We start from the raw sequence: 13,436 nt of genomic DNA on the forward strand, positions 1-13,436 counted from the left end.
ACTGTGGTAAAACTACTTAGATAAAGCTACCTAAATAAAACAAATAGAATCATTGGTCTGGATGCCCTAAATAGTGATTGAGCACACGCACCAATTCACTACTATCTATCGGTTTAGTGAGTACGTCATCAAGACCTTGTTCTCGCAAATATTCAGGCTGGGTAATGACATCGGCCGTCAATGCAACAATAGGTAAGTTTGGCTTAAACCCCTTTATTTTTACTGTTGCTTCATCGCCTTGAATACCTGGTAAATTAAGATCCATAAGAACTAAGTCGACTGGATTAGACTTGGCGTATTCAACGCCTTCCTCGCCAGTGCTTACTACAGAAAGCGACACGCCCAGTTTTTCAAACAAAGTTTGAATAACCACTTGGTTTATATAGTGATCTTCAACTACCAATACATTTACTGAGTTATCTATGTTTACTTGGGCAACAAAGCTACGCGGTTGTGCCTCAACGAACTGGTTTGCGCTTAGGGCGTCGGCAGGTAAGGTCACACTTATTCGGGTACCGTGATTCAACTTACTACTAACTTTAATAGACCCGTCCATGAGCTCGACAAGGCGCTTCGATATATTCAAGCCTAAGCCGGTTCCACTTATCTGACGGGCGTTTTCCATTCGCTCGAAAGGTGTAAAAAGCCGCTTTTGATCGTCATCGCTCATACCAATGCCTTGATCAATGACATTAAATATTACCTTGCCGCTTTTGTATTTTACCTGCGCTTTTACTGACTTGCCGTGATTAGTGAACTTAATCGCATTCGATAGCAAGTTAAGCGCAACTTGACCAAATTTGGTGTCATCGAAAAACAACGAGTCGGGCACAGCGTCATCAATACTAGTGCTAAATACGATACCGCTGTCTTCAGCGCGGATCTTAGTAAGCGAAAATAAGTGGGTGAAAAAGTCTTTGGTATTCACCGCGCGTGGCATCACACGCATTTTCCCCGCTTCTATCTGCTTTATATCTAAAACAGAATTTACTATTTCTAAAAGCCTTTCACCGCTTTGGCTTACATGAGAAAGCGGGGTGGTAAATGACGAGGGTAAATTTAACTTTTGGGCTTCGCCTTCAAGCAACTGACTAAACGTATTAATGGCATTAAGCGGTGTTCTAATTTCGTGGCTTACGTAAGAAAGAAAGTCAGACTTGAATTGACTGGTGCGCTCAAGCTCTCGGTTTTTCCGCTTTAACTCTAAATGTGCTACTACCGATTTACTTAAGGTTTGGAGCGAGGCTTTTTGTGTTTCGGTTAGCTTGCGTGGTTTGCTATCAATGGCGCACAGCGTGCCAATTGCATGGCCAGACGGGGTAATCAGTGGTGCGCCGGCGTAAAACCGAATATCAGGCGCGCCAGTCACCAGCGGGTTATCGTGAAACCGGGGGTCTAACTTAGCGTTAGGTATTTCAAACACATCGCTTTGCAAAATAGCATGTGAGCAAAACGCGATGTCTCGTGATGTTTCTTCTGCGTCTAAACCTACTCTTGATTTAAACCATTGGCGGTTTGGATCAATGAGGCTGATAAGCGCAATAGGGGTTTCACAAATTTGAGAGGCCAGGGCTGTAAGGTCATCAAAGAGTTGTTCAGCTTCAGTATCGAGTACGTCGTAGCTGAGCAGTTCGGCAAGACGTTCATCTTCATTTTGAGGGAGGGGCGCCGCTTTCATAACCGTTGAGTTTAAACCTAGCTGTAAATAAAAAAGGGATTGTGTATTAACAATCCCTTAAACATATCATAGAGCGTAGGTGTCTATGAATAGTTGTTCCAGCTTTTTGTGGTCAACTTTGGTCGCTACCTTTATGGTATTTGCTTCATTCCATAGTGGACTCGGTGTTGTACCTTTAGGCGCAACTACAGTTTGCCCTCTATCTAGTGTCCCTGTTCCAACGCGAACGTGACCTTCAGTTAGTTCAAATAGCTCAGGGTGGCGAAGGTGAGCAATCGGGAATGCATCGTGGAAGAAACACACGCGATCTTCACGGTTTTGCGAGTAGAAATCCATGTAGAACTGGGCGCTTTCTTTCACAAAACCACCAAGGGTATTGTTTTTCTCTTCAAGCTTTTCAACAAAGGCTGGTGAGAACGGCGTGAAGTTTGTTACGTCCAAACCAAACATGGTCAGTTCCCAGTCTGCTGCGAAAACGATTTCTGCAGCATGTGCATCGTTCCAAATGTTCGCTTCAGCTACCGGCGTAACGTTACCTGGTACAAACGCTGCACCACCCATTATGCTAACGCCTTTTACCAACTTAGGAAGTTCTGGCTCAAGACGAAGCGCAAGGGCCAAGTTACCTAGTGGGCCAATAGCAACAATAGTAACTTCGCCAGGGTACTTACGTGCCATATCAACGATAAACTGCGCAGAGCTGCGTGGGTCAAGCTCGGTTTTAGGCGCTTCAGGTTTAATATGACCGAAGCCGTGCTCACCGTGTACGAAGTGTGCGTACGTTGACTCTGGGCCAACCCATGGCATGCCAACACCTTTAGTTACAGGGATATCTTTACCTGCAATTTCACAAAGTGTTAGTGCGTTTTGCGCTGCCATTGTTACTGGAACGTTACCGTAAACGGTCGTTAAGCCAAGTACTTCAATGTCTGGAGACTGAAAGGCGAAAAAGATCGCCATTGCATCATCAATCCCCGGATCCGTATCTAATATGATCTTATGTGCCATCAATTTATCTCAATGCGTCTTGCTAGTTGGCGTGTTTCGCTAAGAAACGATCCACTTCTTTTTGTGTTGGAATACTCTGTGCTGCGCCCTCGCGTGTTACCGCAATGGCTGAAGCTGCACACCCGCGACGCAATGCTTGTTTAGCATCGGTGTGGTTGCTGTATGCAGACAGGAAATAACCGATAAAGGTGTCACCGGCTGCGGTGGTATCTACCGCGTCTACAGAGAATGCTTTTACTTCTACAACATCGTTTTTGCGCAGCATCATTACACCCGCTTTACCCAGTGTAATAATAACTTCGCTGTGTGACCACTGCTCTTTGAACACTGTCACAATATCTTCAAGTTCTTCTTTACCGGTGATCGCAGCAGCTTCGGTTTCATTTACAATAAGTAAATCTACACAGTCTAACGGAAGCTGTTTAACCGACTCGCTCATAGGCGCTGGGTTAAAGGCTACTTTAAGCTGCTTTTCTTTCGCTTGGCGAAGTACTTCTTCAATGCTGCTTGTTTCATTTTGGGTTAGTACCCAATCTGAAGGACGCGTATCGTCTAACGCTTGCATTACGGTTTTTGCGGTAATGGTTTGGTTAGCACCACCAAATAATACAATGGCGTTTTCACCGCTAGGCGTGACTTGGATAATCGCGTGACCTGAAGGAACTTCTGAGCACTTTACGCCACGACAATCAACACCCTTCTTAATAAGAGCTTGTTTAAATGAAGCGTCGTTTTCGTGAATGCTGCCGACGTGTCTTACGTCTGCACCTGCTTGCGCTAAAGCAATAGACTGGTTTGCACCCTTACCACCTAATAAGGTTTGATAATGGGTAGAGGCCAACGTCTCACCAGGTTGTACAAAGTGATCTACCTGATAAACGTGGTCAATATTTATAGAGCCAAAATTTATTATTGCCATTTCTTCTTCCGTCGAAAGAGGGCGCTTCCCAGAATGCCGCTGTCCATGTTTCGCCCGTGAACCGAAAAGTTCAGGGCGGAAGTATCACAATTGCCGTAGGCTTCTCGATACGCGTCGAGCTTGCACAATAGCAGCTGTTTCAACTTCCTTGGTTTAAAGCATCGGCCAGGGACATGAATGAACTAGCAAACATCCCAGGAAACATTGTTGTTGTATTAACGCAACAGGGTATAACAAACGCGAGATCCAGTGAAGAGGATCACCTAAAGCGCTTTATAACTATTTTGCGTGGTGATTATAAAAGCGGTAAAAAAATATTACTTTTCTTGACCAATTGGTCAGCAATTATACACGCATATAAGAGAAGCTCAATAATAACCAATCAGCTATTCAGGCATTAAAGGCTAATGAACGTTGTCACGCTGTTGCTAAAGGAATTCCGTATCCAACACCAGCGATCTTAGATGAATTCTGACGATGTTGCTAGCCGTCCGGCAACGAATTTAGCTAAATAGCCGCAAATTAAATATCGTTTGAACAGTGAGTAAACAACGTTTAAGTACCGTTGTGTAAAGTGTGTACGACACAGTGTTATTAGACCTTGAATGTACTTTTGCTGTTTGTTCAAAGTTAGAGCAGTGGCAGGGCAAAATGAGGCGTTACACATTGATTTTTGCTAGTATTAACTCCATCAAGAGATGACAGTGACGTAAGTCGCCGCCAAAATAGACGGTAATTAAACGCTTTATAAAAGTGGCGCCTGTATCTCAAACTATTCAAAACAAAAGAGAACAATTCGTGGAAAAACAGCTCGATTACGATAGCGTAAGTAATAAATTGTCTCAGCAAGGCGTAATTGTTGATGCTGCAGAAGTGCATGGCATTCTGTGCGGTATGCTTTGCGGAGGCATGTCGCTTACCGACCAAAAATGGCTAGAAGCGTTAAGTGAAACCATTAATCAGGGTGATGCGTTTAGCGACCCTACCCAGCACCTTTTAAATAGCCTTTTCAATCAAACCTGTCAGCAGCTTCTTGAGCCTGAATTCGCGCTCAATTTGTTACTTCCTGATGATCAAGCGCCTATCAACGATCGCGGGGCTGCACTAATAAACTGGGTGCAAGGTTTCATGCTTGGGTTTGGTCTACACCAGCAAGACCTTATGCAATGTTCTGACGACGTAAAAGAGGCACTTGAAGACTTTTCAGATATTTCACGTATGGAAGAGCCAATGGACGCGGACGAAGAGTCTGAAAAGGCGCTGTTAGAGGTTGAAGAATACGTGAAAATTTCAGCAATTTTATGCTTCAGCGAACTGGGCCAATCACTTCTAGATGATCAACAAGACACGCCATCCGTACACTAGTAATTAACTGAAGATATTAAAAGTGGCCGTAAGTCGCCATTCGTTTTAACGAGATTTTTTAGGGTTTTCTCTTTTATGATTAGTGCGCAAGAGTTTATCGCCAGGCAGGACCGACTGCTTGCACAGTGCGAGCCGAATAGTGTGTGTATTGTGCCAGCAGCAGGTATGGTAACCCGAAGTCGCGATACCGAATATACATTCAGGCAAGATAGCGACTTTTGGTATTTGACAGGATTTGAAGAGCCTAATGCTTGGTTGATATTGTCTAACCACCCTCGTTACGGTGAAAGTTATCGTGCAATGGTGGTACAAGAGAAAGACAAAAGTGCAGAAATTTGGCACGGCAAACGCTTAGGAGCCGAAGCTGCACTTGCCCGATTTAGTCTAGATGAAGCGTTTGAGTTGCAAGAACTTGAAGAAGCGCTGTTAGCGTCAATTCAAGGTCAAGACAATGTGTACTTTTCGTTGGGTCACAAGAAAGACAATGACCTGTTATTTTCTGAAGCGCTAAACACCTTGCGCGATGCGCCTAAAGAATCACTGGCACCAAGGGCGATTCACGACTTACAGCCTATTTTACACGAAATGCGTTTATTCAAATCAGCGTGTGAAGTGGCCATGATGAAAGCGGCGGGTGAGATAAGCGCACGTGCGCACAAGCGAGCTATGCAGTTCGCCGCGCCTGGTTGTTACGAGTACCAGCTAGAAGCTGAAATTCACCACGAATTTGCCATGGCGGGAGCCCGTTCACCTGCTTATAGCACTATTGTTGGAAGCGGCGACAATGCGTGTATTTTGCATTACACGCAAAATAACGCGCAGGTAAATGACGGTGACTTGATCTTGATCGATGCAGGTGCTGAATATCAAGGTTATGCTGCGGATATCACGCGAACGTTTCCTGCAAATGGAAAGTTCACGCATGCTCAGCGCGAAATTTACACCGTTGTATTAAAAGCGCAAAAAAGCGTGTTAGACATGTTAGCGCCCGGCGTTACCTTGTCACAAGCCATGTTACATAGCGTAGAAATTATTACTCAAGGTTTAGTTGACCTTGGCGTTCTTGAAGGTAGTGTGGCAGAAAACCTTGAAAATGAAACGTGGCGTCAGTTTTACATGCATGGTTTAGGGCACTATTTAGGTCTAGATGTGCATGATGTAGGCAACTATAAAATTGACGGTGAAGACCGTCCGTTAAAGCCTGGCATGGTGATCACTGTTGAGCCCGGCATTTACATTAGCCAAGACAGCAACGTGCCGGAAAAATACAAAGGCATTGGTGTAAGAATTGAAGATGATGTGGTGATTACTGCGACGGGTGTCGATATTCTTACCGCAGACGTGCCAAAAGACATTGATGAGATTGAAGCACTTATGGCTGAAAGCAGAGACTAGTTGTCAAAATTTGCTAGGTTTACCAAGGTTTGAAAAACTGCGATAAGTGTGAAATACGGAATTTTGGTTTAAGTTACCGGTTTAAACTACCAGTTTAAATTACGCTAAAAACTAGCCTTTAATATAAAGAAAAAAATCTCAGAATTAACGCTTTTAATAATTAGAGCCTCTGGACGACAGGAATATAAAAACAGTGGAATCGGCAGCAGCGATTGATGTAGTAATTATTGGTGGTGGTATTGTCGGTACTGTATTAGCCAAAGCACTCGCAGAGAAAGTATTTCCTGCAAACAGCTCTGGCTTATCTGTCACCCTAATTGATGCGGCTGACCCAGAGCAAACCAGTAAAAGCTTAGTCGACTTTAACCCTTTTACCGACACCCGAGTGATTGCCTTGGCAAGACGTACTGTTGAAGAACTGTCTCACATGGGGCTAAACCTTGATGATGTAGCTAAGCAGCACAACGGTGAGTTACCTCCTCAAATTAAGCATATTGAGGTTAGCGACAAAGGGCACTTGGGGCTATTAAACCTTCAAAGCAGTGACTACCACATTGACGCGTTTGGCCAGGTGGTGAGCTTAAGCGCACTAACGCGATTGGCGGCAGGTGCAACCTCAAGCTACCAATATATCGCACCTGCCAAGGTAACGAACGTAAAACAGCAGTGCAATTTTGTAGAGGTGCAGCTAGATAGTGGGCAATCGCTTACCACAAAGTTGCTGGTACTGGCAGATGGCGGTCGTTCAGGATTAGCTGACCAGGTAGGCATTTCAAAAACAGTCAATGATTATCATCAAACGGCCATTGTTTTTAACGTTCACACTCAGCTCCCTCATGAAAACAGAGCTTACGAGCGTTTCACCCAAAGTGGCCCGTTAGCGTTCCTGCCTTTCGACAGTGAAATCGATGATATCAAGGCTAGTGGAAACGGCTTTTCAGTTGTATGGACTGTAGATACTAACGCCGCAAAGTCGTTAATGGCATTAAATCAACGCGCATTTATCAAGGCCCTACAGGAAGCATTTGGCTATCGACAGGGCAAAGTACTGAGAGTCAGTGAGTTGGCAAGTTACCCGTTAGCGCTTACTAAAGCCCAGCAAGTTGCTAGTCATCGCACAGTGGTGGTAGGCAATGCGGCACAGGCGCTACATCCTATTGCAGGGCAAGGCTTCAATCTAGGCTTACGCGACTTAAGTACTTTAGTGTCTGTGCTGCAAGCGTCAGCGGAAAAGCACGGCGAGCAGGATTCATACGAAGAGAAAAACGATACAATCGCATCAGCTAATTTCGATGCAGGCGCTTTTAGCATTACTCAGAATTACGCCAATTCGCGTAAGAATGACAGGGATAACACGATAGCCCTGACAGATACGCTAGTTCGCACCTTTTCAAACCAGTATTTTCCAACAGTAATTGGGCGCAATGTGTCGTTATTGGCATTAAGCATGATGCCCCAGGCGAAAAAAGCGTTTGTTAAACACACGACGGGCTATGGCGAAACACCACTAAGAAAAAGAGATAACAATGCAGCATGTTGATATAGCGATAGTGGGCGGCGGAATTGTAGGGCTAACCCTTGCAGCGGCGCTTAAACACAGTGAATTGAGCATAGCAATAGTCGATAAAGCGGTGTGTTATCAGACTCTGGACGAGAAGCCAACGGCGAGAGTGAGTGCCATAAACCAGGCCAATATTAAAGCGCTGCAACAGTTTGATGTGTGGTCGCATTTGCAGCAAGATCGCGCCAACCCTTACACCGACATGCATGTATGGGACAAAGACAGTTTTGGCGACATTCACTTTTCATGCGATGAAATGGGCAGTGATGCGCTTGGCGTGATTGTAGAGAATCAGGCTTTAGTCAATGCACTGTCTAAATCTGTGGAAGCGCAGCCTAACGTGGAGTTGATTACCGCGGGTATTGATAGAGTATTAGCTGGCCCAAACCAAACCATGCTGATGCTTGATAATGATGACGTGCTAAGCTGCAGGTTATTAGTAGGCGCCGATGGCGCAAATTCGTTTGTGAGAAAGCAAGCTGGCTTGCCAATTACATTTAAAGACTACGAGCATACGGCGATTGTCGCTAATATCAAAACGGTAGAGCCGCATAATAATGTGGCGAGACAAGCGTTCACACCCACGGGACCGCTCGCGCTACTGCCTATGTCTGAGCCAAATGTATGTTCTATTGTATGGTCGCAAACGCCAGAGCAAGCGAACTTATTAATGGCATTGGATGACGCTGCGTTCTGTAATGCGTTAACTGCGGCTAGTAATAGCGTTCTTGGCACTATTTCGCTTGAAACTAAGCGCGCCGCTTTCCCGTTGACCATGCGTTATGCACGCCAGTGGGCGAAAGACGGTGTGGTGCTGGTAGGCGATGCAGCGCATACCATTCACCCGCTTGCAGGGCAGGGCGCTAACTTGGGAATGCAAGATGCGCTCGCATTGGCTGAAACCCTAAACAGCTTAAAGGCGTCGGGTAAAGACATAGGTTTGTACAAGCACTTACGCAGCTACGAACGAAGCCGTAAAACAGAAGCCACGAAAATGATTGCCGCAATGGACGGCTTTAAATTCTTATTCGACGGCGACGACCCCCTCAAAAAGTTGGTCAGAGGAATTGGTCTTTCAGCCACAGACAAACTCAGCACCATTAAAACCGCCTTCGTCAGCCACGCCATGGGCCTTTAAATCCAAAAAAATGGGGTCAGAGTACATTTAAATAATGGGGTCAGAGTACTTTTTTCGCCACCCTCGAATAGTGGGGTCAGAGTACATTATTGGCTTTCCCTATTACAAAACCGAATAAATGTACTCTGACCCCATTATTGAAGCTTGGAAGTGTACTTTTTCACACATCATAGAAAACAGGCGGCAAAGCTTTCTAATTATCTATCTCGCTCCAAAAGCAAAGAAATGTACTCTGACCCCATTCTTGTGGTTTAGTCTTTTCGGCGTTGAGATAGTCAGCGGTACAGGATACTCTTCGGTATCCTTTTTTATTTGTACCAATGGCTTATGCTTACTTATCTTTGCAAACCTTATCGCGCCTTTTCCTTTGTCTGCGCCGCTTCCGTACTTACTTCTACTTTAATTACTAGTTCGGCGAATGCCGACGCAGTGGTTTCCACTTTAGCCTCGGTTGAAGCGTCGGCGACAACAAAAAGCAAAAAGATGACGCTGAGTAATGCCTCTATCAATTTGGACGTTTATCGTCAGCACGTTAAAACGCTGGCAAGCGATGAGTTTGAAGGGCGAGGGCCTTTGTCGAAAGGTGAAGAGAAAACAGTCGATTACTTGGTAACCCAATACAAAAAGCTAGGGCTAAAGCCAGCCTTTGGCGATAGCTACACCCAAGCTGTGCCCTTAGCCAAAATAATGCCTAAGAACATTTCATCGTTAAAGATAGGCGGGCTTGATTTTAGCGCAGGCAGCGAGTTTACAGCCCGTACTCAGCGCATTGTTAATGACTACTCACTTGCTAATAGTGATGTAGTTTTTGTGGGTTACGGCATTAATGCCCCAGAGTACAATTGGAATGATTACGCAGGCCTGGATGTAAAAGGAAAAACCGTTGTAATGCTGGTAAACGACCCGGGTTTCGCTTCTAAAGATCCAGAGCTTTTTCAGGGCAACGCAATGACCTATTACGGTCGTTGGACATATAAGTACGAAGAAGCAGCCAGGCAGGGGGCAGAAGCGGTTTTCATTATTCATGAAACCATGCCTGCGGGTTACGGGTGGGGCGTAGTCGAAAACTCAAATTCCAATACCAAATTCAGTTTAGTCGACGACAACAACAATGCTTCACAAGTCGGTGTAATGGGTTGGCTTCATTTAAATGCCGCCAGACAGCTATTTGAAAAAGTGGGTTTGGACTATGGCGAGCTTAAAAACAAAGCTTCAAAGCCAGGATTTATGCCCATCGCGCTAAACACAAAAGCATCATTGGGCTTCACCAATACTATTGAGCGTGCCGAGTCGCAAAATGTTGCAGGCATTTTAGAAGGTACAGATAAGCCAGAAGAATGGGTAATGCTTCACGCTCACTGGGACCACCTAGGCAAAGTTGAGAAAAACGGCCAAACCACTATTTACAATGGTGCGGTAGACAACGCGTCAGGCGTAGCAGGTGTGCTTACGTTAGCAGATGCGCTTTCAAAACGCGAAGAGGGCTTTGCGCGTACACTAATGTTTAGTGCTTTTACCGCAGAGGAAACAGGGCTACTCGGTGCCGATTATTTTGCAAATAACCCGCCGGTACCAACATCGAACATGGTGGCTTTTTTAAACATCGACGGCATGAATGTAAACGATGATGTTGATTACATTTTGCAGTACGGCGAAGGTTATTTATCTATTGAAGACGATTTAGCAACAGCTGCCGCGCTACAAGGGCGAAACGTCAAAATGGATCCGAGACCTCAAAATGGACTGTTCTTCCGCTCAGATCACTTCGCGCTTGCTAAGCAGGGCGTGCCCTCAATTTTGTTCATGAGCTTAGGCGATACCGACCCTAGCTTCATCGCCAAACGCTATCATAAAGCAGATGATGACTACCTTCCAAGCTGGACATTAGGTGGTGTGCAACAAGACCTCTCACTTATCGGCTCTATGCTGAATTATTACGCCCAAGGCGATGTGTGGCCATACTGGAAACGTGACTCTGATTTTAAAGACAAGCGCACACAGGCAATGGAAGTGAAAAAGGCAAAGTAATTCACGCTTAACTGTAGGTAGCGATATAACAAGGTAAAGCGACGCTAATGAGTTGGATTTTATTTACGTTGGGCGCGGTTGTTATGCAAACCGTGCGCAATGCACTTCAGAGTAAGCTGAGCGGTGCAGTTAACACCTCTGGGGTGACGCTCTCTCGCTTTATTTTGGCTCCGCCAATAGCTCTCGTCTATTTACTCATTCTCTACAGCAGTAGCGCCAGTCAAGTGCCTGAGTTCTCAGGCTCTTTTATTACAGTGATATTGTGTGCTTCGCTACTTCAAATAGCGGCCACTTCTTTAATGGTGATTTTGTTCAAGCAGAAGAATTTTGCCATTGGCGCAGGTCTAGCGAAGAGTGAGGCCTTGGTGGCCGGCGTTGTAGGCATGCTCTTTTTCGGAAGTTATTTAACGCCCCTTGGGTGGGCGGGCATAGTAATAGGCGCAATAGCAGTATTTGTGTTAAGCAGTGGCAATCGGCTCCATGGGATTAGTGTGAAAACCATGGTAATAGGTCTTGCTTGCGGTACCTGTTTTGCGCTTACATCACTGTTGGTGCGCGAGGCTAGCCATATGCTAAATGTTCAGCATACAGTGGCTGCTGCTTGGGTGTTGTTATGGGTGCTATGTGTACAAACGATAAGTTTAAGTGGTTATATTGCGCTAACTAAACCCTTCGTGTTCAGACAGCTAACCAACGCTAAAAAGCAGGTGCTAGCGATTAGCACGGTAAGCTGTTTGGGCTCAATTTGTTGGTTCACCGCTATGGCATTGCAACATGTGGCGCTAGTAAAAACGCTTGGGCAGTTAGAGGTGTTACTTACCTTGATACTCTCACATTACTGGCTAAAAAATGCAGTCACAAAACGCGAAATTGCTGGCTTACTTCTTATTGGGCTTGCCGCAATCTTTGTTATGTGGGCGTAAAGTAATGACAATATTAAACACTGAAGTTTTTAGTACAACATCAACTGAATGTTATTTTCATAAAACAAAAAAGTGCTAAACAACCTTAATTAAAACGACAGGAAGGGAACATGGATAAGCGACATTTCTTAAAATTAGCGGGCGCTAGCTTTGCGCTTGCTCCTGTGGCTTCTATGGCTGCAATTAATCAAACCAATGCAACAGACATTAACGGTTTAAGCGGGCTAAGTGATATCACCGCAAATGCGAAGCCGATTACCGTAGAAGAACGCAAAGCGCGTATTGAAAAAGCGCAGTCGCTTATGAAAGCCCAAGACATTGCGGCGATTCTGGTCGAGCCTGGCGCAGCTATGGATTATTTTTCGGGGATTAAATGGTGGCGTAGTGAGCGCTTGACCGCGCTGGTTATCCCTCAAAAAGGTGACATGGCGGTGGTAACGCCATTTTTCGAAAAGCCAAGTGTGCTTGAGTCGTTAGCCATAGGCGATGATGTAAGAGTGTGGCAAGAGCATGAAAGCCCGTTTGATGTTGTAGCCAATATTTTAAAATCGCGCGGTATAACAAGCGGCAATATAGGCTTTGAAAGCAGCGTACGCTACTTTGTAGTTACCGGAGTCAGCCGATCGCTGCCAAACATTAATATCGTTCCCGCCGAGCCAATTACCCTTGGTTGTCGCATGTATAAAACTGCGAGTGAACTGGCACTTATGCATAAGGCCAATGAAGTTACTTTACGTGCTTACGAATTTGTTTTTAGCAACCTAAAGCTTGGCATGAGTCAGCAGGATGTAAAAAGTTTGATGAACACCGCACAGCAGCACTTAGGCGGCAGCGGTACATGGTGTTTGGCGCTGTTTAACGATGCAAGTGCTTATCCTCATGGCACAAACGCAGCACAAACTATCAAAGAAGGCTCGGTGATCTTGCTAGACAGCGGTTGCAGCGTGCACGGTTACCAAAGCGACATAAGCCGTACTTTGGTATTTGGCAAAGCGTCTCAGAAAGTTCAGGACGTATGGCATACAGTAAGGGAAGGGCAGAACGTAGCATTTGCCGCAGCTAAAATTGGTGAGCCAGCAGGCAAAGTGGACGACGCAGTGCGTCAATACTATGCTAGCAAGGGGTACAGCAAAGACTATGCATTGCCTGGGTTAAGTCACAGAACAGGTCACGGTATCGGCATGGAAGGACACGAGAGCGTTAACTTCGTGCGTGGTGAAAATACGCCACTTAGAAAAGGCATGTGCTTTTCTAATGAGCCAGGTATCTATATTCCGGGTGAATTTGGTGTGCGCTTAGAAGACTGTTTGTATATGACTGAAACGGGCCCCGCTTACTTTACCGAACCGCCAGAAAGTTTGGCGAAACCGCTGGGTAAATTACTGAATTTAAAAAGCTAAATAAGAAGTTAATAAACCTGT

10 protein-coding genes and 1 other RNA gene are annotated in these 13,436 nt (G+C 45.3%); 7 read left to right on the top strand and 4 right to left on the bottom strand.

Translation table 11 applies throughout. The annotated features are described in order from the left end of the window. Positions 1-49 precede the first annotated feature (49 nt). From MHN00_RS06165 to ssrS, 4 genes are all read right to left on the bottom strand, one after another. Positions 50-1,678: an ATP-binding protein gene (locus MHN00_RS06165; protein ID WP_075176916.1), complete on the bottom strand. Its 1,629-nt coding sequence runs from the start codon at positions 1,676-1,678 to the stop codon at positions 50-52. A 66-nt stretch (positions 1,679-1,744) separates the two neighbouring features. Then, positions 1,745-2,686 carry a nucleoside hydrolase gene (locus tag MHN00_RS06175; protein ID WP_014977204.1) on the bottom strand — a complete coding sequence of 314 codons (942 nt, stop codon included), beginning with the start codon at positions 2,684-2,686 and terminating at the stop codon, positions 1,745-1,747. Between the two features lie 22 nt (positions 2,687-2,708). Then, a complete protein-coding gene (locus tag MHN00_RS06180; RefSeq protein WP_014950380.1) occupies positions 2,709-3,605 on the bottom strand; it encodes a ribokinase in 897 nt (298 codons plus the stop codon). Between the two features lie 21 nt (positions 3,606-3,626). Then, positions 3,627-3,809, bottom strand: a non-coding RNA gene (gene ssrS / locus MHN00_RS06185) — 6S RNA. A 594-nt stretch (positions 3,810-4,403) separates the two neighbouring features. On the opposite strand from ssrS, the gene MHN00_RS06190 reads away from it, so the two are divergent. The 7 genes from MHN00_RS06190 (at position 4,404) to MHN00_RS06220 (ending at position 13,415) form a co-directional block, all read left to right on the top strand. Then, positions 4,404-4,970: a UPF0149 family protein gene (locus MHN00_RS06190; protein ID WP_039228193.1), complete on the top strand. Its 567-nt coding sequence runs from the start codon at positions 4,404-4,406 to the stop codon at positions 4,968-4,970. A gap of 75 nt (positions 4,971-5,045) precedes the next feature. Continuing rightward, on the top strand, positions 5,046-6,365 hold the full coding sequence (gene pepP / locus MHN00_RS06195; protein WP_075176917.1) for a Xaa-Pro aminopeptidase: 1,320 nt from the start codon (positions 5,046-5,048) through the stop codon (positions 6,363-6,365). Between the two features lie 193 nt (positions 6,366-6,558). Continuing rightward, positions 6,559-7,905 carry an FAD-dependent monooxygenase gene (locus MHN00_RS06200; protein WP_239300643.1) on the top strand — a complete coding sequence of 449 codons (1,347 nt, stop codon included), beginning with the start codon at positions 6,559-6,561 and terminating at the stop codon, positions 7,903-7,905. Continuing rightward, entirely contained in the window at positions 7,892-9,064 is a 1,173-nt protein-coding gene (locus tag MHN00_RS06205; protein ID WP_239300644.1) for an FAD-dependent monooxygenase, read from the top strand. The genes MHN00_RS06200 and MHN00_RS06205 overlap by 14 nt, the downstream gene beginning before the upstream one ends. A 483-nt stretch (positions 9,065-9,547) precedes the next feature. Then, positions 9,548-11,092: a M28 family metallopeptidase gene (locus MHN00_RS06210; protein ID WP_239300851.1), complete on the top strand. Its 1,545-nt coding sequence runs from the start codon at positions 9,548-9,550 to the stop codon at positions 11,090-11,092. 47 nt (positions 11,093-11,139) lie between these two features. After that, complete coding sequence (locus MHN00_RS06215; RefSeq protein WP_039228032.1) at positions 11,140-12,015, top strand: EamA family transporter; 876 nt, start codon at positions 11,140-11,142, stop codon at positions 12,013-12,015. Between the two features lie 110 nt (positions 12,016-12,125). Beyond that, positions 12,126-13,415, top strand: a complete 1,290-nt coding sequence (locus MHN00_RS06220; protein ID WP_101565546.1) for a Xaa-Pro peptidase family protein — start codon at positions 12,126-12,128, stop codon at positions 13,413-13,415. The last annotated feature ends 21 nt before the right edge of the window (positions 13,416-13,436 follow it).

This window comes from Alteromonas sp. Cnat2-8, from assembly GCF_022348355.1.
Taxonomy (GTDB): domain Bacteria; phylum Pseudomonadota; class Gammaproteobacteria; order Enterobacterales; family Alteromonadaceae; genus Alteromonas; species Alteromonas macleodii.

Bases quoted from the DNA above. Each gene is read 5' to 3' on its own strand.
- MHN00_RS06205 (WP_239300644.1), top strand. From the start codon at position 7,892: ATGCAGCATGTTGATATAGCGATAGTGGGCGGCGGAATTGTAGGGCTA.
- MHN00_RS06165 (WP_075176916.1), bottom strand. From the start codon at position 1,678: ATGAAAGCGGCGCCCCTCCCTCAAAATGAAGATGAACGTCTTGCCGAA.
- MHN00_RS06215 (WP_039228032.1), top strand. From the start codon at position 11,140: ATGAGTTGGATTTTATTTACGTTGGGCGCGGTTGTTATGCAAACCGTG.
- MHN00_RS06210 (WP_239300851.1), top strand. From the start codon at position 9,548: ATGACGCTGAGTAATGCCTCTATCAATTTGGACGTTTATCGTCAGCAC.
- MHN00_RS06175 (WP_014977204.1), bottom strand. From the start codon at position 2,686: ATGGCACATAAGATCATATTAGATACGGATCCGGGGATTGATGATGCA.
- MHN00_RS06180 (WP_014950380.1), bottom strand. From the start codon at position 3,605: ATGGCAATAATAAATTTTGGCTCTATAAATATTGACCACGTTTATCAG.
- pepP (WP_075176917.1), top strand. From the start codon at position 5,046: ATGATTAGTGCGCAAGAGTTTATCGCCAGGCAGGACCGACTGCTTGCA.
- MHN00_RS06220 (WP_101565546.1), top strand. From the start codon at position 12,126: ATGGATAAGCGACATTTCTTAAAATTAGCGGGCGCTAGCTTTGCGCTT.